Here is a 21864-nt window from a genome sequence, read left to right on the forward strand (position 1 = left end):
ATGACCAGACTCAGGAACTGGTGCCCACAGTCTGGGCACTCGAGCGCGAGAACGGGCATGGCACTGTCTCCTTGGGGCTGCATTGCGAGCGGGGAGCGCCCCCTTCGGATGACGCTCCGATGGATGTGCCGGCCCTAGGCCGCTTTTTTCTGCGCGGCCAGCTCGTTGCGCACGAGCTGCGTTCCCGCCACCAGCGCATGCAGCTTGTCCTTGGCGATGTAGCGCTGCAAAAGAATGAGCCCGCAGTCGGTTGTGACGCCCAGGCGATCGGCCGGCACGTACTCCAGCAGCTTGCGGATGCGCGAGGCCACCTCTTCCGCGGTTTCGGTGATCGTGCTTTTGACGTCGATGACGCCGGCCCAGAAATCCACGTTGGGTGGAAGTGGATGCTTTTTGATCACGTCCAAGCCGGACAGATCGTCGGCGCGCCGCCCACAGTTCTCCAGATTGAGGACATTGATGTGTGCCTCGTAGGCCTTGGGAATGATGGTGGCCGTGGCGGCCGGCTGCTCGCCCTTGCGCTGTGTCAGGTCAAAGATCTCGCCGGACTGTGCGGTGGAGTCCGGCATGTAAGCCGGCGTGCCACCCCAATTTCCCCAGCAGACATGCACGATGATCTTGGCCTTGGTGATGCCTTCGACAGCGCGGTTGAAGGCTTCGATCGCATAGTCCTCGAAGAAGTACGGCCACGTGAATTCGTCGATCTGAATGAAATCCGCACCAATGGCCTCCACCTCCTTGAGGTCCTCATTGATGGCTGCGGCCATCGCCATGGCGCGGTCACGGCTGGATTTGTAGTGCAAATCGTTGGTGCATTGCGCCAGAACCTGAATGCCCGTGTATTGCACCTTGATCGGCTTTTGGGTCGCCTTGCGCAACGCCTTGGCCTGCTCGACCATCAAGGCGCCATGGCGCTTGATGGGCTGGGTCAGCGTGCCCGCATGCAATCGGCTGTAGATCGGGAAGCCAAGATGGCCGCCTTTGAGGTCGTACCCCAGGCGCTTCATGTAGTAGTACAGCACCTGGTCCGCGTAGTTGTCCCCGTGCACACGCGCATCGGAGATGATGTCCAAGCCTGCTGCTTCCTGATCAGCCACCACCGCATTGATGACGTCTTCAAGCGCCTCCTGCCACATGGAATCCGGCGGCTGCTGATCGCCGCTGAATGATCGTGAAAAGGTTGCGTCCCACCAGCGAGGATTGGGGTAGTTGCCCACCATGCTGGTCGGAATCAAGATCTCCTTGGTGCCAATTTTCATGCTTTGTCTCCTTAGGTGCTCGTCTCGCAGCACATCTCTGAGCCCGACGTGCAATTGCTGCGTACCACACGCCTTTGTTATCCAGACATATGCAGAGTAGATCTAACTATGCCAAATGAAGAGGGGACATTCCCTTTGCGGACATTCCCCTTTCGGGATTTCCCGTAGAAGTCGGGCGAGCATGCGCTGCGCAGCGCGCCTCTGACGACGTCCTCTGCGTTGGGACGTTGAGCGGTGCTCGCGGGCTGTCGATGGGCCACGCGGATTGGCGCGGATGGGGGTGCCGCGCCAGCATGTCCTTCGGTGGCAAGCTCTGTGTGTGTCCGCACGGGCGCCTCACACCGCGCCGGCGTCGGATGCCGAAGCCCGCCTCACCAGCGCAGCGGGCGTGTCCAGGCCGGCTTCGTCGACGGGCGCGGCGGCGCTGCGGACAACCGCGGCACCAACACATCCTGCGTGGATGTGCAGCGCGGTGTGAATCATGCCTGCGCCGCAACGACCGGGAGACGATCGCTCAGCAGACCTCGCGCCGGGGACACCAGCAAGGCCGGGTGCCGCGATCGGGCGTCATGCCCATGAGCACACCGTTCGTCGTGGCGCTGGACGCAACCATGCATTCGGGTCGAGCAAGGCGAAGGCCCTGACTGCGCAACCAGCTTGCATGCCCAAAGGTGATCCATCAGCCCCCGCGGCATGCAGGCCTCGTATCGGCAACCCACCCTTGGGAAACGGCTTGCCGGCCACGCTCAACCCTTGTGAGCAGGTGGCTGCTGGTTCTTAATCCACTCTGAAATGGCTTGCGAATTGATCTCGCTGTTCCGCTCGTTGTCTTGCGCGTCGTCCCATCCGCGCTGCCACCGGCCCATATGTGCGACACGGGGGACCTCATCACGCTTCTTGCCATTTCGATAGGCCTCGGAGCCCGCCTGGAACGACAGCTCACCCCACGAGCCCCCCAAGGATTTGATGCAAAAAAGCTCCCACGCCGCTCCTGGCATTTGGTGTGTGCCGGCTTCCCAAAAGGCGTACCCGCGGCGCGTCGTGCGCAACAACGCAGCCGCCTCGGTCAGCGAAAGCCCAAGCGCCTTGCGCAACACGCGGAGTTCACCCGGCTGCGGCATCTGAGGCCCCTCGGCATCAGCCCCTGCATTTGCCAAGCGATGCAGTCGCTGGTCCTCGATCCAAGGCTCATCCTCAGGATGAGGACATTCGTCATGACTGCTGTTCATCGCCCGCTTCGCCTGTCTAGTGAATTCCTTTCATTATCGAACATTTTCCACGCAGCGGACTTGACAGATTGGGTTTGTAGTGTATTTTATTCACTGACGTTGATAGACATTTCTTCTTATGACGTCTTTCGTAGTCTCTTTATGCTTGTTTTAAACAACTGTTCCTCAGCTGCAGTCGATCAAGCTGCATTGAGGACGCTCAAATCCAGGAGGATGAATGATTTGCACAAACGCATTGCGTCGCGCTGTCTGGCTGGCTTTTGTCTGGCCAGCGCCGACGCAGGACTGCTCCGCAGGCCGGGTCTGGCTGTGCAGTGGGGGCCTGAATTGCGGAGATCGCAAGCAGGCGACTGCACCCCGGCACAGGCGCTTCTGTTTCAACAGTAACGTGGGGAGGGGGCATGCCTAAGCCCGTTACCGAGCAGACGAAAAAGCAGTACAGCAAGCGCTGCGGCGACCTTTACCGCCTATACAAGGCCGAGGTGGCTCACCTGTCCGGCGAGCCCAGCATGGAGGGGTTCATCGCCTGGCTCGTCGCGCGCCGGCCCACCTTGGCGAAGGCCACATGGCGGCAGTATCGCGCCGCAGTCTGCTGGTGCCTCGGCCAGCTCCCGCACTCAGACAGGCACAGACTGATCGAGGAACTGCGCAGAGCAGCGAATCCCGCCGATCCCTCGACCCTTCCATCCAGAACCTCGCATGGGAAGGCGAAGCACATCTCACCCGATGACCTTCGCGCGCTTCAGGACCGGCTTTTGCAACATCCTTCGCGCTGGTCGGCCCTCGCGAATGCGTGGCTCCGGTGGACCGTTGTGACGGGTCTTCGACCCACGGAGTGGCGGCACTGCCAGGTCTCCCAGGAGCAACCTGGCCGAGTTGTCATGGCAGTTCAAAACGCCAAGGCGACCCAGGGACGCGCCCATGGGGAGATGCGGACGATCGCCTTTGCGGGCCTCGACTTGCAGCAAACGCGCGAACTCGCGGATTTCGCCTTCGCGATGCGGGCGTTTGCCCAACAGGGCCATTTCGACCGCGTATACGACGGGGTGCGCTTGACCATCCACCGTGTGGGACTCAAGCTCTGGCCGAGGCGAAAACGCCCCATCACGCTGTACTCGGCCAGGCATCAGTTTTGCGCCGACGCGAAGTCTGCTGGGCTCTCAGCCGAAGCCATCGCGGCTCTCATGGGGCATGCCGTGACGGTCACGCACGAAGAACATTACGGGAGGCGGCGCTATGGCCGCGGCCAAGTGGACGTGGAGCCGGACCAGGCGGATATGGCGCGGGTTCGCCGTAACTCCCCCGGAAGGACACCGAAACCGACCTCCGCACCCCTGAAGGATTCACGGAGGCCCAAGGGCTAGCCCATTTCTTAATTCTTAATTCTTAATTCTTAATTCTTAATTCTTAATTTTGGAGATTTTCATGACAGCAGTTGGAATCGACATTGGTCGCTCGGGCGTCAAAATTGCAGGCCCTCGTGCCCGCGTGCCAATTTTTCCCGCCCTGGCGTGTCCCGCCGTGGCCGTGGAACCGGGGCCCGAGCGACAACGCGCCGAGCACGATACCGTGCAGGTCGATGGACAGGCCTGGTTTGTCGGGGAATCGGCCCAGATCCATGGAGGTGCAACAAACTCCACGTACGCCGGGTTTGAGGCGAGCCCGCAATACGTCGCGCTGGCCGAAGCGGCACTGCGCCGGGCCACAGAGGCAGACGGGGTCGCGCCGAAACGGATTGTCGTCGGTGTGCCGAGCGAGGCTGGGCACACCGAGCGCGCGCGCGTCGAATCCACATGGCGTCGCATTGCCCCACACGCTGCACTTCGTGTGGTGGCCCAGCCGGCTGGGGCGTTAATTGCCGCGGCATCTGACCATCCGCGGCTTTTAGAGGAGACCGTGATCGTGGCCGACGTTGGGCAATATTCAAGCGACCTTGTCATCAGCGCCCAGGGCCGGCCGATGGCCGGCAGCTTTGTCTCCCTGCCAGGCGTGCGGTTCGCAGTCCAGCACCTTGCAGCCGCCCTGCGCGAACGCCTGGTCGGGTCGCCAACCCACGACGCTTTGGAACGTGCTCTGAGGGATGGACGCTTGCCCCATCTCCTTAAAGTCCATGATGTCCACGACGAAGCGAAGGCAGCGGTCGCTGCGATGACCGCCCTGATCCGTGCGGGAATCCAGCGATTGATGACTGCGCGCCAGGATGTTCAAGTGCTGCTCTTGGCGGGTGGAGGAGCGCCACTCTTGGATCTCGATTTGCCAAGCCTCACTGCACCCGGCGGGCGCTACGCCGTGGCGAATGGCTTTGCGATGATTGCTCAGGATCTTTGAGGGCAAATCATGGCAAAAAACCCCACCATTGGCCTTGCAGTCTCCTCGGACTTGTATGCACGGTATGCAGCTCTTGATCTGGCGCGGCGCCGCAGGGTACTCACCGCGCTGCGCCAAACGCTGGCGCGCGAACTCGGGGATCAAGACAGAGATCCTGCGCCAAGCCCGCCTGCCGCCGAGCCCACGGCTCACCAGCACTCAGGAGCCCCGAAAACGCTCCAGAATCCTGCTTTGCCGTCGTCGACGCTTCCCGTTAGCCCGGATCGCCCGCAGGCGCGGCCACACTTGCCGCTCGACGGTTGGTGATGCGACGCATGGCCCTACGGACAAACCCGCTGTCGCGGCTGTCCGTCAGGGCCTGGGCGCACCTGAAAATGTCCGCGCCCGCTGAGCGCGCAGGCTAGACGCGCCAGGACCGGGTTCGAGGGAAAGCGCTCGCCGTAGGTCGGAAGCATCAGAACCACGAGACTGATGACGACGAACACACCGCGCAGCGGCGCCTGCAGACGGCGCCCGAAGCGCCACAAAAAAGCAAGCGCAAAACTGACGCCGACCATGCCGCCGAGGACGGCCTCGATCGGCGTGTGCGCATGCACGGCGACGCGGGAGATGGCGATCGCCAGGGCAAGGCCAAACCCCAGGGCCGTAGCCACGAAACGCACGCCGGGGCGCGCCCTGGATGCCGCCAGGCAACCCAGCACCGGCCACACCAGGAACGACAAGGCGGTATGACCGCTCAGGCCGATGAAGTCAAACCCCGGCAGGCCGATGCCCCACCCCATGTAGGCCACCTTGGTTGCGGCCACCACGGCGATGTCCAAACCCAGGACCGCAAGCCAAGCCAGGGCCACCGCCCGGGTCTGCGCCCGCGCCGCCAGCCACAACGCCACCAGCGCTGCAACCGGCAGCAGCACCGCACTATCGCCGAGATTGGTCAGGCGCAGCCAGTCAAGCTGCGTCATGCGACATCCCGTGCAGCGCGCCTGACGCCTCAGTCCCCATTGCCGCGCCCGTAGTGATCCTCGAACCGGACGATGTCGTCCTCGCCCAGATACCCGCCCGACTGGACCTCGATGAGTTCGAGATCGATTTTCCCCGGGTTTTCCAGGCGGTGCCGGTGACCCAGAGGGATATAGGTGGACTCGTCTTCGGCCAGAAGCGTGTCGCGCTCGCCACACACGACGCGCGCCACGCCCTTGACCACCGTCCAGTGCTCGGCACGGTGGTGATGCATTTGCAGCGACAGCCGTCCGCCGGGTTTGACGAAGAGGTGCTTGACCAGAAATCGCGGCCCCTGCGCCACCGTCTCGTACCAGCCCCAAGGGCGGTACACCCGGGTATGCTCGCGCGCCTCCTTGCGCCCCTCGCTTCTGAGGCGCTCCACCACGGCCTTCACGTCCTGCAGCCGCCCCTTGTCGGCCACGAGCACGGCGTCCCGCGTGGTGACCACGACCAGATCCTCCACGCCGAGCAGCGTGAGCAGGCCACTGTCGGCATAGGCGCTCGTGCCCTTGCAGTCCTGCAGCATCACGTCGCCGTGCGCCACGTTGCCCTGCGCATCCGCCGCGGACATCTCCTGCAGAAACCGCCACGAGCCCACGTCGTCCCAGCCCGCATCCAGGGGGACGAGCGCCGCCTTGTCGGTGCGCTCCATCACCGCGTAATCGATCGACTCGCTGCGCGCCTGGGCAAACGCGGCTGCATCGAGCCGGCAGAAATCCAGGTCTTCGGTGCTGAGCGCCACGGCGCGGGCGCACGCGTCGGCCATCTGCGGCTCCAGCCGCGCCAGCTCCTGCAGGAACGCGTCCGCGCGAAACGCGAACATGCCCCCGTTCCAGAAATACTCGCCACTGTCGACGAAGGCCTGGGCGCGCGCTGCGTCGGGTTTTTCGACGAAGCTTGCAATGCGCCAGGCGCGGGCATCCCCATGCGCGGGCTCCAGCGCGTCGCCCTTGCGCAGATAGCCAAATCCCGTCTCGGCCCGTGTGGGCTTGATGCCAAAGCTCACGATGCAGCCGGCTTGCGCCGCGTCGATGGCCGCTTCAACGGCCAGCCCGAAGGCATCGACGTCGGCCACGACCTGATCCGCCGCAAGCAGCAAGACGATGGCCTGTGGCCCGTGCTGCGCCTGCACCCATTGCGCGGCGCACGCTGCCGCGGGCGCCGTGTTACGCGCCTGTGGCTCCAGCATGACCTTGCCGCCCTGGATGCCGGCTTCGCGCAGCTGCTCGGCCACGATGAAACGGTGGGTTTCCCCGCAAATCGCCAGGGGCGCCCCGGCGCCGGGCAGGGTTGCGGCGCGCAGCGCCGTGTTCTGCAACAGGCTTTGCGCGTCCACCAGCGACAGGAACTGCTTGGGATACAGCTCGCGCGACAACGGCCACAGCCGCGTGCCGGAGCCGCCAGCGAGAAGAACAGGAATGATGATCGGCATGCTTGCTTGGTAAAAACGGGTGAGTGACGGTTGCAACCCGCGGCTCGCGCCGCGTGGTGCGCCTGGCGCTGCGCGGGTGCAGCAAAAATCGTGCGCGACACATGTGTGCCCGCACTGCGGGCATACGGCGCCGCGCGACCAGAACAGCGCAATGGTGGTTCTCATCGACGCGCACAACACGCAGGACGCGCCTGGGACGGGCGTGGCGGCGAGACCCAAACCTCTGACCCGGCAACGGGGCAAGTCCAGGTCTGTGACCCGCGAAACCCCCACGACAGCGCCGTCAGGCGCTTAGTGGCGGGAGAGTTCATACCATCCCGGTGCTGCCGCTGGATCGTCCGGCTGACGCCGAATATGGCGGCATCCGCGCAGAGCTCGAAGCGGCTGGCCAGCCTATCGGCATGAATGATCTGCTGATCGCTGCGCACGCCCGTGCGCTGGGCCTCACGCTTGTCACGGACAACACGCGCGAATTCGGCCGCATCCGTGGCCTCAGCGTCCAGAACTGGCTGGAAAGATAGATGGGCTATCCACGATCCAATTGGAGGCCTCTCCGCAATCGAAAATCATGCACCACCACGGACGGGGGCCAGCTCGCATCAACGATCGTTTGCAGGACTGGCAAGATGCGACCACGCGATAGAGGGGCAGGAGAGCAACGACGGAGGTTGTCGGAGAAGACCCGGCAAACTTGAGTTGACGGACAGCGATCGCCGACGCAGGGCACGCCATGCGCTATGCGTCGCCTTCGCCATCCCCAAGGACACCTCCAGGCAACGCTCGGCCTCCGCCAGTACATCCGCGTCGACGCGACCAAAGACTGGCCCGATCTTGTCGCGCAGGATCGATAGGTCCTTTTTGCGGCGGCATGAACGGCGCCTTGGCGCCAATCCGCGAACGGTCAAGCAGGTCCTCAACCTTGCCCGCGTCGGTGCCAATGCGCGCGCCCGCATCCAGGCCCAGGCGCACGCCGTTCGGGGAGCTGTGTGAGCACGAACGATCCGGGGTTGTTTGCGCCGATCGTGGAAGCCGGGTGTGCCCGCGATGCCGAATCAGCATGCGTGGCGGCCAGACCCAAACCGGCACGCCGGCAACGTGGCAAGTCCAGGTTCCTGGCCCGCGAAGCCCCCATCACAACGCCCTGTATTGAGCGACGGGCGCGTGGGTTTTCTGCCCAAGCACCGGCGCAACAGTACTATTGCGGCCGACCATCCTCGACCACCGTCTCCACGCAAACCCGATGCACCCGCGGTCCTTCAGGCCACAGCTGTCCCCCTTCGCGCAACGACGACCTTGGCGTGCAGGTTGGGGCTTGGCATGGCTGGCCTTGCTTTGGCAAACGTTGTTGCCGCTGGCGCCAGCCGCGGTCGCAGCGCAAAGCCAAGGGGTGGAGGTGCCCTATTGCCACACGCTGCAAGCGGGCCCGAACGCAGGCCCGGGCCTGCCTGACCACACCAAACTCCGCTTCATCTCGCTGTCCGGCGCGGCGCTTTTAAGCTACACAGGTTTGCACACGGCGGGACCTGCGCCCGCAGTCCCGCACACGTGGGCCCCCGTCCACGCCCAGCGCGCTGCTCGCGCGCCCACATTGAGGCCGATACGGCAATCGTCCGCGCTCTTGCGGCCGCCTTGCCGGGCCCCGCCCTCTCGCGTCTGAAGTTCGTCCGGCAGATCCCGCGCAACCCAAGCGCGGCTTCTGGCCGGATCGTCTAGCGCGATGCACGCTCAGGCGTGTGTTGCGCATCGCCACACCCCGCACCCCCGCGTCCAGCGTCGGCATGAAGCCACGCCAACGGACCCGGTGTGCAAACCATGACTTCGACCGAGAGCAAACCCATCATGCATCGAATTGCCATGCAATGCTTGGCGCTGGCCGTCTTACCTGCCACCGCATTTGCGCAAACCGCAGCGCAGCTCCCCCTCATCACCGTCACCAGCACGCCCAGCAGCCTGCCCTGGCGCACCTGGCTGCGCGACAGCGATTTGACCGCCCGCCGCGCCGCCACCAATGACACCGCGAGCCTGCTCCTGGGCATTCCGGGGCTGTCCGTCAACGCCGCTGGCGGGGCCTCGGGCCTGCCGCAGTTCGACGGCCTGTCGGATGACAACCTCAATATCCAGCTCGACGGCATGGGGCTGATTGCCAGTTGCCCCAACCACATGAACCCCGTGCTGTCCTACGCCTCGCCCAGCCAGGTCGAGTCCATCACCGTCTATCCGGGCGTGGTGCCGGTGTCGGTGGGCGGAGACGCCATCGGCGGGGCCATCGATGTCAAGACCAATCCGCCGCGCTTTGCCCCACTGGGGCAGACGAGCATCGCTGGCGGTGAGGCCAGCGGCGGTTACGCCAGCAACGGCAACGCCCGCAGTCTGGGGCTGGGCGCCTACTACGGCACGCACGCGTTCTCCATCCGCTACGACGGCTCCATCACCAAGGCCGACGACTACGCCGCTGGCGGCAACTTCAAGACGCTCACCGCCACGGGACGTCCTGGCGTGAGCCTGGGCCGCGACGTGGTGGGCTCCACGGCCTACGACGTGCGCAATCACAACCTGGGGTTCGCGTGGAAGGGCAGTGAGCAGTTGCTCGAACTCGGTCTGGGCTATCAGGAGGTGCCGTATCAGCTCTACCCCAACCAGCGCATGGACATGCTGGGCAACACCGAAAAGCGCGTGAATTTGCACTGGCTGCGCAACTTCGCATGGGGCAGTCTGGACGCACGGGTCTATCACGAGTCGGTCGATCACCACATGAATTTCGGCAACGACAAGCAGTACCTGTACGGTACCGCCCCCGGCATGCCGATGACCACCCAAAGCCACACCACCGGTGCCAAGCTCAAGGCCAGCCTTGAGCTGTCGCCGCAGGACGTGCTGCGCACCGGGCTGGACTATCAGCGCTACCGACTGGAAGATTGGTGGGCGCCGTCAGGCACCGGCGTGATGGCCCCCAACGCCTTCCTCAACGTCGATGATGGCCGGCGTGATCGGGTTGGCCTCTGGGCAGAATGGCAAACGCAACTGGCGACGTCGTGGCAGGTGCTCAGCGGCCTGCGCGTGGAGCAAGTGCGCACCGACGCCGGACCGGTGCATGGCTACGCCAACAGCAACGGCATGGGCGTCATGATGAACAATCAACTGCGCGACGCCAACGCCTTCAACGCCAGCAGCCGCGCACGCACCGACACCAATGTCGACGCCTCGGTGCTGTCGCGCTGGACGCTCGGCCCCACGCAGGACATCGAGCTCGGCCTGGGCCACAGCGAGCGTTCGCCCAACCTCTACCAGCGCTATGTTTGGAGCACCTGGAGCATGGCCGCGGTGATGAACAATTTTGTCGGCGACGGCAACGGCTACATCGGCAGCCTCAACCTCAAGCCAGAGAAGGCCACGACGCTCAGCGCCAAATTCGACTGGCACGCCGTTGACCGCGCCTGGGCGTTCAGCGCCCAGCCGTTTTACACCCATGTGACCGACCACATCGACGCGGTACAGTGGAATCCGGCCACCAACGCTGCGGCGGCAACACTCACCAAAGACAAGTTCGTCATCCTCCAATACGTGAACCAGACCGCACGGCTGTACGGTCTGGACCTCTCCGGAAAAATGCCGCTAGGGGCCAGCGTCATTGGCCAGCTCGGGCTGCAGGGCTTGGTCAATTACACGCGCGGGGAGAACACCACCACGGGCGACAACCTCTACGCGATCATGCCGCTGAACACCCGCTTGTCCCTCACCCAGCACCTGGGCGATTGGAACAATGCGCTGGAGTGGGTGCTGGTGAAAGCCAAGACGCAGGTTTCTGCCATGCGCAATGAGATCCCAACGCCTGGCTATGGGCTGCTCAATCTCCGAGCCAGCTATGCCTGGAAGCAAGCGCGCGTGGACTTCGGGGTGGAAAACCTGTTGGACAAGCTCTACGCGCTGCCCACCGGTGGCGCCTATGTCGGTCAGGGCACGACCATGTCGCTCAACGGCCTGCCATGGGGCATCGCCGTGCCCGGCCCCGGTCGCTCGGTCTATGCACGGGTAAGCGTGAAGTTCTGATCGCGCCACGCGCATCCCAACGGGGCAGACCTGCCGCAAGCGCGGCGGGTCTCGGGGGCTGGCGAACGCCCTCACCGTCCATCGATTGGGCACCGAATCGGTGATATCGACGGCGCCTCGCACGCGCTCGATCAGACTGTTGAGTCCGTGACCCAGCGAGGCGTCGCCTTGGGAAGGCCCATGCAGCCGACGCCACGCACGCGCCCATGGCTTTGTGCGCGCCCTTGCCGTGCCCGGATCGCAGTGCCCCGCTCGACACCCCGGCCGCGCAGCGTGCCGCACCCCTCACCACACGCTTGCGTCAAAACGCCAGGCCGCCCTCGATGGCCGCGATGCCAGCCTTGGCGCAGGTGTCGTTGTTGGCGCCATTTGGCGCACCGGACATCCCGTTGGCGCCAACGCGCTGCCCGCCGGCTTCAATGGGCATGCCGCCACCAATGACCACGACCCCCGGCAGATGCACGATCGCCTCGTCGGCAGAACCCGGCTTCACGGCGCGCCCGGCAATGCTTGTCGTGGACTCCCGCCAGCTTGCCGCCGTGCGCGCCTTGCCAATTGCTGCGTCCACCGTGTGCGCGCCACACCGGCGGCCTCGCCCACGGCGCCGCAGCGCCCGAGGCACCAGGCAGGAGCCCGGTCGGCGAGTGCGGCAGAAGGCCGGACTCAACCGGGAAATCCTCTCGGCGGCGTTCGGCATGGCGCATCCGATGCTCGCGTACAAAGCGGAAGAAGCGGGTACGCGACTGCACCTGAGCCATACGCGCCAACTCAAACCGTCGCAGCGATGCTCGGCCTGTTGGGAACTTGTCCCCAAGACCCTTGCCGAGCGCATGCATGTCTGCCCGCACTGCGGGCACGTCATGCCGCGCGACCGCAACAGCGCGTTGGTGGTTCTCATCGACGCCCATGCAGCGCAGGAAATCCCTTTTCGGGACACACCTGGGACGGGCGTGGCGGCGAGACCCGAACCTCGGCCACCGCAACGCGGCAAGTCCAGGTCCTTGACCCGCGAAACCCCCGCTACAGCGCTACGCGGCTAGCGGCGGGAGAGTTCATCAGCGGGTGCCATTATCGTGCTGCGCCTGGCGGCTGCCATGTATCGCCTGCGACCGGCTCAGCGTCCGGGCTAGCCTCCAGCCAGGCGTCGAACGCCGTGAGATCACCACGGCTACGCCGCTGCGCGAAATAAGCGCTCGTCTTGAGCGCTGACACCTTTTCGGCAATGGCCGTCACAAAAAACTGGTTCATCGAGACATGCTCATCGAGCGCCACTTTCTTGGCGTACTCCATGAGCGAATCCGGCACGCGCAAGGCATAGTTGGCCATCAGAATCTCTCCAGTTGAAGGGTTTGCAAAAAGGCTCCGGGCGCGAGGACCGGAAGGCCAAACCGATGAGCGGGCACGAAATCGCGCCCATTGAGTGTGATCAGCGCATCGGCCCGGCCATTGAGCGCGGTTTCCAACACCATCTCATCGGCGGCATCGCGGAGCTGCGGCCGCCAGAGAAAGAACAACTCCACAGGTTCGGCCAGCAGGCAGAACGCGTCCAGGAAAGCCTCCACCATCGGTGCCGTCCTGTGACTCGCAGCGAGCTGCTCCGGGCGCGCGAGCACGGCCTCATACTCAAGCACCAGGGGCACCGATGCCAGCGCCAACAATTGGCCCTCACGCATCGCGCGCAGTACGGCGAACGATGCGCCAAGGCGACTGCGTGATGCAGCGACCAAGACGTTGGTATCGAGCACGACGCGCTTTTTCATACTGCCGATGATATAAGAAGAAGGATCTGTTTGCCCAAAGTGCAACCCACCAGCGCCACTCGGCAGGCATGGTCACTGCCTCAGCACGGCGCCTCGCCATCAAAATGCCAGGTCGCCCTCCATGGCCGCGATGCCGGCCTTGGCGCAGGTGTCATTGTTGGCGCCATTTGGCCCCATTTGGCGCCCCCGACACCCCGTTGGCGCCAACACGCTGCCCGCCGGCATCAATGGGCATGCCGCCGCCAATGACCACGACCCCCGGCAGATGCACGATCGCCTCGTCGGCAGAACCCGGCTTCATGGCGCGCCCGGCAATGCTTGTCGTCGACTCTCTCCAGCTTGCCGCCGTGCGCGCCTTGCCAATGGCCGCATCCAAGGTGTGCAAGACACACTGGCGGCCTCGCCCACGGCGCCGCTGCGCCCGGGCATGGCGCTGCAAGTGGGCTGGCAGGAATTCTTCGTGGGCGACAACGAACCCAGGGGCGGCGGCAAGCTCGGCCTGTACGCGCGCCAGGGCACGCTGTACGCCGACCTGCAAACCGCCATGTGAAGCCCGCGGTGCAGGGCGCCATGGAACCCATGACTGCCAACGCCGGCGTGCCAATCGACGAGGCAAGGGCTGTGGCGACCCCGTCCGGGCAAACCGCCTTGTCCCTATGGGCCGGTATGGCCATTTGCATCGGCTCCAAACGGCGGATCCCGGCAGGCGTGTTCCCTGCGCGCCATTAACCTGCAATCGATGCGCTCCGGCGCGACGTGGATTTGTTGGGCCAACTCGGCTATAAAAGATATAGACTCTGCACAGGACATGCGGGCGGCACCGTGATGCCGCCTCATGCGCAACGCCCTTGCAAGACAGATGGATCACGCCCCAACCGGGCTTTCGGCCAAGCACCCCATTCCGTGGATTCCCCCTGTGCAATCCGGTAGTGTCCTGTCGGTTCGAGGAGCCGTTGTCGACGTGCGCTTCGCCGAGCAGGCGTTGCCGCCGATCCATACCGCGCTGATGGTCGAATGGGATCGCCCTGACCCGCTCGTGCTGGAAGTGCACAGCCATGTCGATGCGCAAACCGTGCGCGCCATTGCAATGCAATCGACTGCCGGACTTGCACGCAGCGTGGCGGTGCGGGCAACGGGATCCCAGATTTCGGTGCCTGTTGGCGACGCGGTGCTCGGCCGCCTGGTCGACGTGCTCGGCACCGTGCGCGATCTGGGGCCGGCACTCGCCGCCGACACTCCCCGGCGCGGCATCCACAATCCGCCCCCGGCGCTGGACAGCCAAACGTCGACAACCGAAATTTTCGAGACCGGGATCAAGGTGATCGATCTGCTGGCGCCGCTGGCCCGCGGCGGCAAGGCCGCGATGTTTGGTGGAGCCGGCGTGGGCAAGACCGTCCTGGTCATGGAATTGATCCACGCCATGGTCGAAAAATACCAGGGGATTTCGGTCTTTGCCGGCGTGGGCGAGCGCTCGCGCGAGGGGCACGAACTGCTCACCGACATGCAGGACTCCGGCGTGCTTGCCCGCACCGTGCTGGTCTATGGGCAGATGAACGAGCCGCCCGGTGCGCGTTGGCGCGCGCCGCTGACCGCGCTGACCATGGCCGAATATTTTCGCGATCAGATGCATCAAAACGTGCTGCTTTTGATGGATAACGTGTTTCGCTTCGTCCAGGCCGGCAGCGAAGTCTCCAGTCTGCTCGGGCGCCTGCCCTCGCGCGTGGGCTACCAGCCCACGCTGGCCAGTGAAGTGGCCGCTTTGCAGGAGCGCATCGCATCGGTGGCCGGGACCGCCGTCACCGCCATTCAGGCTGTGTACGTGCCCGCTGACGACTTCACCGATCCGGCTGTAACGGCCATTTCCACACACATGGACAGCATCATCATGCTGTCACGCACCCAGGCCGCCGAGGGCTTTTATCCGGCGGTCGATCCGCTCACGTCCTCGTCCGCCCTGCTCGATCCGCTCGTGGTGGGCGAGGCGCATTACGGGATTGCCGAGCGGGTGCGGGAGACCCTTGCCCGGTTCAAGGAGCTGCAGGACATCATTGCCTTGCTCGGCGTCGAAGAACTCGGCGCCAGCGACCGGCTGATCGTCAAACGGGCACGTCGGCTGCAGCGCTTTCTCAGCCAGCCCTTCGCCGTGACCGAAGCCTTTACGGGCACGCCGGGGCGCAGCGTGGCCCGCGCGGACACCCTGGCCGGGTGCCAAGCCATTCTCGAGGGCGAGGCGGACGACTGGCAGGAAAGCTCGCTGTACATGGTGGGCACGCTGGAGGAGGCGCGCCAGAAGGAGCAGGCCGCCGCAGGCTCGGCGTCGGCCCCGCGCGGAGTTGCGGCATGAGGCTGCGCATCGTCACCCCGCTGTCGGTGGTCGTCGATGACGATGGCGTGACCGCATTGCAGGCCGAAGACGCCAGCGGCAGCTTCGGCATCCTGCCCCATCATGCCGATTTCCTCACCAGCCTGTCCGTTTCGGTCGTGAGCTGGCGCCGCGGCGAGGCCAGCGCGCGCTTTTGCGCCGTGCGCCACGGCGTGCTCACCGTCACTGGCGGCCACGACGTCGCCATCGCCACACGCGAGGCGGTCGTCGCGGAGGATCTCGGCACCTTGGACCAGAGCGTGCTGGAGCGCTTTCGCGCCGAACTCGACGCGCAGCGCACCGAGCACGTCGAGAGCACCCGCCTGCAGTTGCAGGCCATCCGCCAGATCATGCGTCATCTGCGGCCCGACGGTCCCAGAACACCGGGAGCCTCGTCATGACCCGCTGGCAGGCCAAGCCGGAGGAGCCGGACGCCTTGCTCAAGGAGGCGGCACGCCGCAGCGAGCGCCACCGCCGTGGCCAGGATCAAGGCGAAGCGTCGGTGGCGCACCTCCTGGCGCAAATTGGCGTCCTGGGCTGGATCATCGTCGTGCCCACGCTGCTGGGCCTGTTCGCCGGGCGCTGGCTTGACCGGATCGTCGGCTCCGGGCTGTTTTTCACGGCCCCCTTGCTCATGCTCGGACTGGCGTTGGGTTGCTGGTCAGCCTGGAAATGGATGCACAGCGCATGAACTTCGGGGCCATCACCATGCTGAGCGCCTTGCCCATGCCGCTTGCGCTGGCCGCGCATGGGCTCGCCGGGGTGCTGCTCGGCGTCGTGTATTTCCGCGCCCTGTGGTGGAACGTGCAGTTGATGGGGCACGGCGGGCGCACGGCGGCAGCCATCGGTCTGATGATCGGCCGCCTGGCTCTGATGATCGGGGCGCTGGGCCTTGCCAGTCGTGACGGCGCGCTGCCTTTGCTGTTGATGGCCCTGGGCGTGCTCGCAGGGCGTGCCTTCGTCGTGCGCAGGTTGCGGCGGGCTCCAGCATGAACTCGCCTCTGCACAGCACCATCATGTTTCATCTCGGCCCGGTGCCGATTGCCTCAGCCGTGGTCGTCACCTGGGCAATCATGACGGTTCTCGTCCTGGGCAGCGTGCTGGCCACGCGCCGGCTTGCGCTCGTACCCTCGTCCATGCAGGCGCTGCTCGAGCTGATCGTGGACACCATGGACAGCCAGATCCGCGACACCATGCGCGCGCAGCCCGAGCCCTACCGCGCCTTCATCGGCACCCTCTTTGTCTTCATCTTCGTGGCCAACTGGTCAACGCTGGTGCCCGGCGTGGAGCCGCCCACGGCCCACCTTGAAACCGACGCAGCGCTTGCGTTGCTCGTGTTCGTCGCGGTGATTTATTTCGGCATCCGCGCCAGCGGGGTCCGCGGCTATCTGGGCACCTTCGCCTCGCCCAATCCCATCATGATCCCACTCAATTTCGTGGAAAGCCTGACGCGAACCTTTTCCCTGCTGGTGCGGCTGTTTGGAAACGTGATGAGCGGCATGTTCGTCATCGGCATCGTGCTCTCACTCGCCGGCCTTCTCGTGCCGGTTCCGCTGATGGCGCTCGATCTCCTCACAGGCGCGGTGCAGGCCTACATCTTCGCCGTCCTTGCCATGGTCTTCATCGCCGGGGCGATCAGCGAAGGACAATCCAACCCGACATCTTCGGCCCCCAAAGGAAAGGACTCTCCTTGACTGCTCCCCTCCCTAAAGGGAGAAGATTCCCACTTCACAGAGTCCAGCCCATGCCGCTTTACAGCGAGACGGGACTTACAGCCTCTCCATGGGCTGACACCGCAAGTCCTGCGGCCAATACGTTGCGCGCGGCGTTGATGTCGCGGTCGTGGGTCGTGCCACACTCTGGGCAAGCCCAGGTGCGCACGCACAGCGGCATCGTCGTCTTGGTGTGGCCGCACACCGAGCATCGCTTGCTGGATGGATACCAGCGATCGATGCCGATCAATGTGCGCCCGTACCACTGCGCCTTGTACTCGAGCTGCCTGACGAATTCCGCCCAGCTGGCGTCGCTGATGGATTTCGCCAGGCTGCGGTTGCGCTGCATGTTCGACACGGACAGCGTCTCGACGGCGATCACTTGGTTTTCGCTGATCAGTCGGGTCGAGAGCTTGTGCAGGAAGTCCCTGCGCGCGTCCGTGATGTGCGCATGCAGCGCAGCAACTTTCAACTTCAACTTCGCCCGGTTCTTCGATCCGAGCTTGGCTCGCGCCATGCGGCGCTGCCATTTCGCAAGTCCAGATTCGTTCTTGCGAAAGGTTTTCGGGGATGCGATCTTCTCGCCATTCGAGAGGACCGCGAAATGGGTGAGCCCCAGGTCGATGCCGACCCGCGACTCGACGGCTGGCTTGCTCGCCACGGCGTCGTCGCACAGCATCGAGGCGAAGTACCGACCGGCCGCATCCCTGGAGATGGTCACGGTCGTGAGCTTGGCCGCCTGTGGCAAGGTGCGCGACCAGCGGATGTCCAGCGGCGTGTCCATCTTCGCCAGACGCAACTCGCGCCGGCCCGCGTCCCATCGGAATGCGCTGGTGGTGTACTCGGCCGCCTGCGGCCCGTCCTTGCGCTTGAAGGACGGGTACCGGGCTCGCTTGGCGAAGAAGTTCGAGAACGCGGTGTTCAGGTGCCGCAGCGCCTGCTGCACGGGCACGCTGCTGACTTCGTTCAGCCACGCATGCTCGGGCGTCTTTTTCAGCGCAGTCAGCGCCGCGGAGGTTTCGTGGTAGCCCACGCGCTCTCGCCGCAGCATCCAGGCGTCGCTGCGCAGTCGCAGCATGTGGTTGTAAGCGAAGCGTGCGCACCCGAAGGTTCGAGCCAGTGCGTCAACTTGCTCGGGCGTCGGGTCGAAGCGAAAGCGATAGGCGCGCTTGACCTGCATGCTTCACATGCTATGCGTTTTCCGTGTAAATTGTCAACACAGCACCGATCTTCGATCGGCGCTCCTTTCCTCCCCGCCCTAAACGGCGGGGTTTCTCGGAGCAACGGATGAACTGGCTTGCAGCCCTCAGCATTGTCTCTGCCGCCGTGGCGGTATCGTTCGGCGCCATCGGCCCCGCACTTGCCGAAGGCCGCGCAGTGGCCGCCGCCATGGATGCCATCGCGCGCCAACCCGACGCCGCCAACACGATCTCGCGAACCCTGTTCGTGGGCCTGGCGATGATCGAGACGATGGCGATCTACTGTCTGGTGATCGCGCTGCTGCTGCTTTTTGCCAATCCTCTGCTGAAATAGCGCCGTGACCATCGACTGGTGGATGCTTGCCCTGCAGGCCATCAATGTCCTGGTCCTGGTCTGGTTGCTGGGCCGATTTTTCTGGCGCCCGGTGGCGCAAGTGATTGCGCAGCGCCGCGCCACGGCGCAGCAGATGCTCGCCGACGCGCAGGGCAAGCTTGACGCGGCCCAAAGCGCGCTGGCGGCCATCGAGGCCACGCGCGCCGGGTTTGCCCAGGAACGCGAAGCCATCCTCGCTGCCGCGCATGACGAGGCCGAACGCACCCGCGTGGCGCGCCTGCAGGAGACGGCGCAGGAGACGGATGTGCTGCGCGCCGCGGCACGGGCGGAGATCGCCAAGACCCAGGAGGCCGCCGCGCGAGCGCGCGCCGAGGAGGCCAGCCAGCTTGCAATCACGATTGCGCAGCGCCTGGCTGCTCGACTCGACAGCACGGCCGTGCGCGAGGCATTCCTTGACTGGCTGCGCCGGGCCATCAGCGCCCTGCCCGAGGCGCAGCGGCAATCCGCGGCAAGCAGCGGTGTGGCGCTTGACGCCATCTGTGCCACGCCGCTCAGTGCGGCCGAGCAGGAGCGCTACCGTGCCCGCATCGGCGAGGCCCTGGGGGCCCATCCTGACATCGTCTTCAAGGTCGATCCGGCGCTCATCGCCGGCCTGGAACTGCGCGGCCCGCATTTCATCGTCACCAACAGCTGGCGTGCCGATCTGGACCGCATTCTCGCGGAGCTCACCCATGAGCAGTGACTTCGAATCCCCCATGCACGCATGGCTGGACGACGCGCGCGCCAGAGTCAGCGCCACGGAACTGGGCGCGCGGGCCGAGCCGGTCGGGCGGGTCGAGGAGGTGGCCGACGGCATCGCGCTCATCTCCGGCTTGCCCCAGGCGCGGCTTGATGAGCTGCTGCATTTTGACAGGGGGCAGTTTGGCTTCGCGCAAGTGCTCGAGCGTGATCGCATTGGCTGCGTGATCCTCGACGCGGCCGATGCCATCGAGGCCGGGGACACCGTGCGGGGCAGTGGCGATGTGGTCCGCGTTCCCGTGGGCACGCCGTTGCTGGGGCGGGTCGTGGATCCGCTCGGGCGCCCGCTTGACGGCAAGGGGCCGATCGCGGCCGACACGCGCGAGCCCATCGAGCGTCCGGCGCCTGCGATCATCGAACGCGATCTGGTGACCGAGCCTGTGCAGACGGGCCTCGTCGTGGTCGACACGCTGTTCGCCCTGGGGCGCGGCCAGCGCGAGCTCATCATCGGCGACCGCGCCATCGGCAAGACCACGATCGCCATCGACACGATCATCAACCAGAAGCACAGCGACCTGTATTGCGTGTACGTGGCGGTTGGCCAAAAGAGCGCAAGCGTGCGACGTGCCATCGACGCCATCCAGGCGCACGGCGCGCCCGAGCGGTGCATCTTCGTGGTGGCCCCTGCCGCGAGCTCCCCGGGTCTGCAATGGATCGCGCCCTTTGCCGGCTTCACGATGGCGGAGTACTTCCGCGACCGCGGCCAGCACGCGCTGGTCGTCATTGATGACCTGAGCAAGCACGCAGCGAGCCACCGCGAGATCGCGCTGCTGACGCGCCAGTCGCCGGGACGCGAGGCATACCCGGGCGATGTGTTCTACGTGCATGCGCGGCTGCTTGAACGCGCCGCCAAGCTGTCCCGCTCCAGGGGCGGCGGCTCCCTGACCGCCCTGCCCATTGCCGAAACCGACGCTGGCAACTTGAGCGCGTACATCCCCACCAACCTCATCTCAATCACCGATGGGCAGATCGTGCTCGATGCCAGGCTGTTCCACGAGGGCCACAAACCTGCGGTGGACGCCGGCACCAGCGTCAGCCGGGTCGGGGGCAAGACCCAGGCGCTGGCATTGCGCCAGGCGGCGCAGACCTTGCGCCTGGACTATGCCCAGTTCCTGGAGCTGGAAGTGTTCACGCGCTTTGGCGGCATGCCCGACACGCGCGTGCGCCAGCAACTCACCCGCGGCGCGCGCATCCGGGCGATCCTTGTGCAGCCCCAGCACGCACCGCTTCGACTTGCCGACGAGGTCGCCTTGGTGCTGGCCGTGCAGTCGGGTTTTCTCGATGCGTTGCCGCTTTCTGCGGTCGCCACGTTCCGTCAGGGGCTGGCCGACGTGCTCGACCGCGACGCCGCCGGGGCGGTGCGGCAAATCCAGGAGCATGGTCTGCTTGACGAGGCCAACAAGCAGGTGCTTGGCCTCGCGTTGCAGCGCCTTGCGCTGAGCCTCATGCCACCGGCGCCTGCCCTTGCCCCTGCCCCTGCACCGGCGCGATCATGACCGAGCGCTTCGCCGAGATCAGTGCGCGCATCGCAGACATGCGCCAGCTCGGCGTGATCGTCAACGCCATGCGCGGCATTGCCGCAGCCCGCGCGCAGCAGGCTCGCAACCAGCTCGCTGCGGTGGACAGTTACGCGGCGACCCTCGCTGCGGCGATCGGGCGCATTGTGGCGCTCGCCCCGCCCGCACAGCCGGCAGACGCGCGCCACGCCGCCGGCAAAGCGCTGGTGGTGTTCGGCGCCGAGCAGGGGTTTGCCGGCGCGTTCAGCGAACGGGTGTTTGAAACCATCGGGGCTGAACTCGGAGGCTGCGAGCTGTTCCTCGTCGGCACCCGCGCCAGTACGCTTGCAGCCGAACGCGGGCTCAACCCGGTTTGGACGGACATGATGCCGTCGCATTCGCTCGGCGTTCCCCGACTTGCCGAGCACATCACCGAGGCGCTCTATCGCCGCATGGCCAGCACCGTGATCGACAGCATTGAAGTTGTATTCAGCCTGTGGCAGCCCGGTCGAAGCATTCAGGTCATACGCCGCAGCATCCTGCCCCTGGACCTTTCCGCCTATCCACATCCGGCCGAGACCAACCTGCCCATCTTGAATCTTGATCCCGAGGCCCTGCTGCGCGAGCTCACGGCAGGCGACCTGCACGCGCAGCTTTGCCATGCTGCCCTTCATGCCTTCGCCGCCGAAAACGAAGCGCGCATGGAGGCCATGGCGGCGGCGCACCGACAGATCGAGCGTCAGCTCACAGCGCTGGAGGCGACGCAGCGGCAGGTTCGCCAGGAGGAGATCACAGCGGAAATCATTGAGCTTGCCGCAGGTGAAACGGCAAGCCGGTTCGCGGAGGGACCCGATCGGTGAAGGCGTGTTGCGCGCAACTTGCCGCATCCCTCGCCACGGCCCGGCA

26 protein-coding genes and 1 pseudogene are annotated in these 21864 nt (G+C 65.3%); 17 read left to right on the forward strand and 10 right to left on the reverse strand.

Features of this window, described 5'->3' with window-relative positions:
* Positions 1-134: 134 nt before the first annotated feature.
* The 3 genes from CD04_RS0105310 to CD04_RS24080 form a co-directional block, all read right to left on the reverse strand.
* The gene (locus CD04_RS0105310; protein WP_031404774.1) at positions 135-1259 is read right to left on the reverse strand and encodes a cobalamin-independent methionine synthase II family protein; all 1125 of its coding nucleotides are present in this window, start codon (positions 1257-1259) and stop codon (positions 135-137) included.
* 336 nt (positions 1260-1595) lie between these two features.
* On the reverse strand, positions 1596-1742 hold the full coding sequence (locus CD04_RS23585; RefSeq protein WP_156030106.1) for a hypothetical protein: 147 nt from the start codon (positions 1740-1742) through the stop codon (positions 1596-1598).
* A gap of 263 nt (positions 1743-2005) precedes the next feature.
* On the reverse strand, positions 2006-2488 hold the full coding sequence (locus CD04_RS24080) for a DNA-binding transcriptional regulator (protein ID WP_031404776.1): 483 nt from the start codon (positions 2486-2488) through the stop codon (positions 2006-2008).
* 401 nt (positions 2489-2889) lie between these two features.
* On the opposite strand from CD04_RS24080, the gene CD04_RS0105330 reads away from it, so the two are divergent.
* The 3 genes from CD04_RS0105330 (at position 2890) to CD04_RS23595 (ending at position 5122) form a co-directional block, all read left to right on the forward strand.
* The gene (locus tag CD04_RS0105330; protein ID WP_031404778.1) at positions 2890-3852 is read left to right on the forward strand and encodes a hypothetical protein; all 963 of its coding nucleotides are present in this window, start codon (positions 2890-2892) and stop codon (positions 3850-3852) included.
* A gap of 61 nt (positions 3853-3913) precedes the next feature.
* On the forward strand, positions 3914-4816 hold the full coding sequence (locus CD04_RS0105335; RefSeq protein ID WP_031404781.1) for a ParM/StbA family protein: 903 nt from the start codon (positions 3914-3916) through the stop codon (positions 4814-4816).
* A gap of 9 nt (positions 4817-4825) precedes the next feature.
* Positions 4826-5122: a hypothetical protein gene (locus CD04_RS23595; RefSeq protein WP_156030108.1), complete on the forward strand. Its 297-nt coding sequence runs from the start codon at positions 4826-4828 to the stop codon at positions 5120-5122.
* Positions 5123-5136: 14 nt separating this feature from the next.
* Here the strand turns inward: CD04_RS23595 and CD04_RS0105340 are convergent, their stop codons facing one another.
* Both CD04_RS0105340 and CD04_RS0105345 read right to left on the reverse strand, forming a co-directional pair.
* Entirely contained in the window at positions 5137-5778 is a 642-nt protein-coding gene (locus CD04_RS0105340; protein WP_051848952.1) for a phosphatase PAP2 family protein, read from the reverse strand.
* A 29-nt stretch (positions 5779-5807) separates the two neighbouring features.
* Positions 5808-7250, reverse strand: a complete 1443-nt coding sequence (locus tag CD04_RS0105345) for a mannose-1-phosphate guanylyltransferase/mannose-6-phosphate isomerase (protein ID WP_031404784.1) — start codon at positions 7248-7250, stop codon at positions 5808-5810.
* Between the two features lie 151 nt (positions 7251-7401).
* Here CD04_RS0105345 and CD04_RS23600 point away from each other — a divergent pair, with 151 nt between their 5' ends.
* The 3 genes and pseudogenes from CD04_RS23600 (at position 7402) to CD04_RS0105360 (ending at position 11297) form a co-directional block, all read left to right on the forward strand.
* Positions 7402-7545 carry a hypothetical protein gene (locus tag CD04_RS23600; RefSeq protein WP_231480478.1) on the forward strand — a complete coding sequence of 48 codons (144 nt, stop codon included), beginning with the start codon at positions 7402-7404 and terminating at the stop codon, positions 7543-7545.
* A 10-nt stretch (positions 7546-7555) separates the two neighbouring features.
* Positions 7556-7771 (forward strand): annotated as a pseudogene (locus tag CD04_RS0105350) (PIN domain-containing protein); the annotation flags it as partial.
* Between the two features lie 1291 nt (positions 7772-9062).
* On the forward strand, positions 9063-11297 hold the full coding sequence (locus CD04_RS0105360) for a TonB-dependent receptor (RefSeq protein ID WP_081857812.1): 2235 nt from the start codon (positions 9063-9065) through the stop codon (positions 11295-11297).
* 301 nt (positions 11298-11598) lie between these two features.
* Here the strand turns inward: CD04_RS0105360 and CD04_RS22460 are convergent, their stop codons facing one another.
* Positions 11599-11865, reverse strand: coding sequence for a heme-binding protein (locus CD04_RS22460; RefSeq protein WP_231480479.1), 267 nt, complete (start codon positions 11863-11865; stop codon positions 11599-11601).
* Between the two features lie 76 nt (positions 11866-11941).
* Here CD04_RS22460 and CD04_RS22465 point away from each other — a divergent pair, with 76 nt between their 5' ends.
* On the forward strand, positions 11942-12337 hold the full coding sequence (locus CD04_RS22465; RefSeq protein ID WP_231480480.1) for a transposase: 396 nt from the start codon (positions 11942-11944) through the stop codon (positions 12335-12337).
* Between the two features lie 28 nt (positions 12338-12365).
* Here the strand turns inward: CD04_RS22465 and CD04_RS0105375 are convergent, their stop codons facing one another.
* The 3 genes from CD04_RS0105375 to CD04_RS24090 form a co-directional block, all read right to left on the reverse strand.
* Positions 12366-12623, reverse strand: a complete 258-nt coding sequence (locus CD04_RS0105375) for a hypothetical protein (RefSeq protein WP_031404795.1) — start codon at positions 12621-12623, stop codon at positions 12366-12368.
* Positions 12623-13057 (reverse strand): putative toxin-antitoxin system toxin component, PIN family, encoded by a 435-nt coding sequence (locus tag CD04_RS0105380; protein WP_031404796.1) that lies wholly within the window; start codon positions 13055-13057, stop codon positions 12623-12625. Before CD04_RS0105380 ends, CD04_RS0105375 begins: the two co-directional genes overlap by 1 nt.
* A gap of 151 nt (positions 13058-13208) precedes the next feature.
* Positions 13209-13442: a heme-binding protein gene (locus tag CD04_RS24090; protein WP_197033128.1), complete on the reverse strand. Its 234-nt coding sequence runs from the start codon at positions 13440-13442 to the stop codon at positions 13209-13211.
* Here CD04_RS24090 and CD04_RS24095 point away from each other — a divergent pair.
* The 6 genes from CD04_RS24095 (at position 13437) to CD04_RS0105415 (ending at position 17113) form a co-directional block, all read left to right on the forward strand.
* Positions 13437-13607, forward strand: coding sequence for a hypothetical protein (locus CD04_RS24095; RefSeq protein ID WP_197033129.1), 171 nt, complete (start codon positions 13437-13439; stop codon positions 13605-13607). The two genes, CD04_RS24090 and CD04_RS24095, sit on opposite strands and share 6 nt — an antisense overlap.
* 309 nt (positions 13608-13916) lie before the next feature.
* Positions 13917-15401, forward strand: a complete 1485-nt coding sequence (gene atpD, locus CD04_RS0105395; RefSeq protein ID WP_081857974.1) for a F0F1 ATP synthase subunit beta — start codon at positions 13917-13919, stop codon at positions 15399-15401.
* Positions 15398-15820, forward strand: a complete 423-nt coding sequence (locus tag CD04_RS0105400; protein ID WP_031404800.1) for a F0F1 ATP synthase subunit epsilon — start codon at positions 15398-15400, stop codon at positions 15818-15820. The genes atpD and CD04_RS0105400 overlap by 4 nt, the downstream gene beginning before the upstream one ends.
* A complete protein-coding gene (locus tag CD04_RS0105405; RefSeq protein ID WP_031404802.1) occupies positions 15817-16110 on the forward strand; it encodes an AtpZ/AtpI family protein in 294 nt (97 codons plus the stop codon). Before CD04_RS0105400 ends, CD04_RS0105405 begins: the two co-directional genes overlap by 4 nt.
* Positions 16107-16412, forward strand: a complete 306-nt coding sequence (locus CD04_RS0105410; RefSeq protein ID WP_031404804.1) for an ATP synthase subunit I — start codon at positions 16107-16109, stop codon at positions 16410-16412. The genes CD04_RS0105405 and CD04_RS0105410 overlap by 4 nt, the downstream gene beginning before the upstream one ends.
* Positions 16409-17113, forward strand: a complete 705-nt coding sequence (locus tag CD04_RS0105415) for a F0F1 ATP synthase subunit A (protein ID WP_031404806.1) — start codon at positions 16409-16411, stop codon at positions 17111-17113. The genes CD04_RS0105410 and CD04_RS0105415 overlap by 4 nt, the downstream gene beginning before the upstream one ends.
* Positions 17114-17171: 58 nt before the next feature.
* Here CD04_RS0105415 and CD04_RS0105420 read toward each other — a convergent pair whose 3' ends face one another.
* A complete protein-coding gene (locus tag CD04_RS0105420) occupies positions 17172-18311 on the reverse strand; it encodes an RNA-guided endonuclease TnpB family protein (protein WP_031404808.1) in 1140 nt (379 codons plus the stop codon).
* A 107-nt stretch (positions 18312-18418) separates the two neighbouring features.
* On the opposite strand from CD04_RS0105420, the gene CD04_RS0105425 reads away from it, so the two are divergent.
* Genes CD04_RS0105425 through CD04_RS0105440 form a run of 4 tightly spaced genes read left to right on the forward strand, consistent with a single transcriptional unit; the run spans position 18419 to position 21818 of the window.
* Positions 18419-18664 carry a F0F1 ATP synthase subunit C gene (locus CD04_RS0105425; protein ID WP_031404810.1) on the forward strand — a complete coding sequence of 82 codons (246 nt, stop codon included), beginning with the start codon at positions 18419-18421 and terminating at the stop codon, positions 18662-18664.
* Between the two features lie 4 nt (positions 18665-18668).
* A complete protein-coding gene (locus CD04_RS0105430; RefSeq protein ID WP_031404812.1) occupies positions 18669-19406 on the forward strand; it encodes a F0F1 ATP synthase subunit delta in 738 nt (245 codons plus the stop codon).
* On the forward strand, positions 19396-20958 hold the full coding sequence (locus CD04_RS0105435; protein WP_031404814.1) for a F0F1 ATP synthase subunit alpha: 1563 nt from the start codon (positions 19396-19398) through the stop codon (positions 20956-20958). The genes CD04_RS0105430 and CD04_RS0105435 overlap by 11 nt, the downstream gene beginning before the upstream one ends.
* Positions 20955-21818 carry a F0F1 ATP synthase subunit gamma gene (locus CD04_RS0105440; protein ID WP_031404816.1) on the forward strand — a complete coding sequence of 288 codons (864 nt, stop codon included), beginning with the start codon at positions 20955-20957 and terminating at the stop codon, positions 21816-21818. Before CD04_RS0105435 ends, CD04_RS0105440 begins: the two co-directional genes overlap by 4 nt.
* Positions 21819-21864: the final 46 nt, after the last annotated feature.

Origin of the sequence: Thiomonas sp. FB-Cd, assembly GCF_000733775.1 — a bacterium.
GTDB lineage: Bacteria > Pseudomonadota > Gammaproteobacteria > Burkholderiales > Burkholderiaceae_C > Thiomonas_A.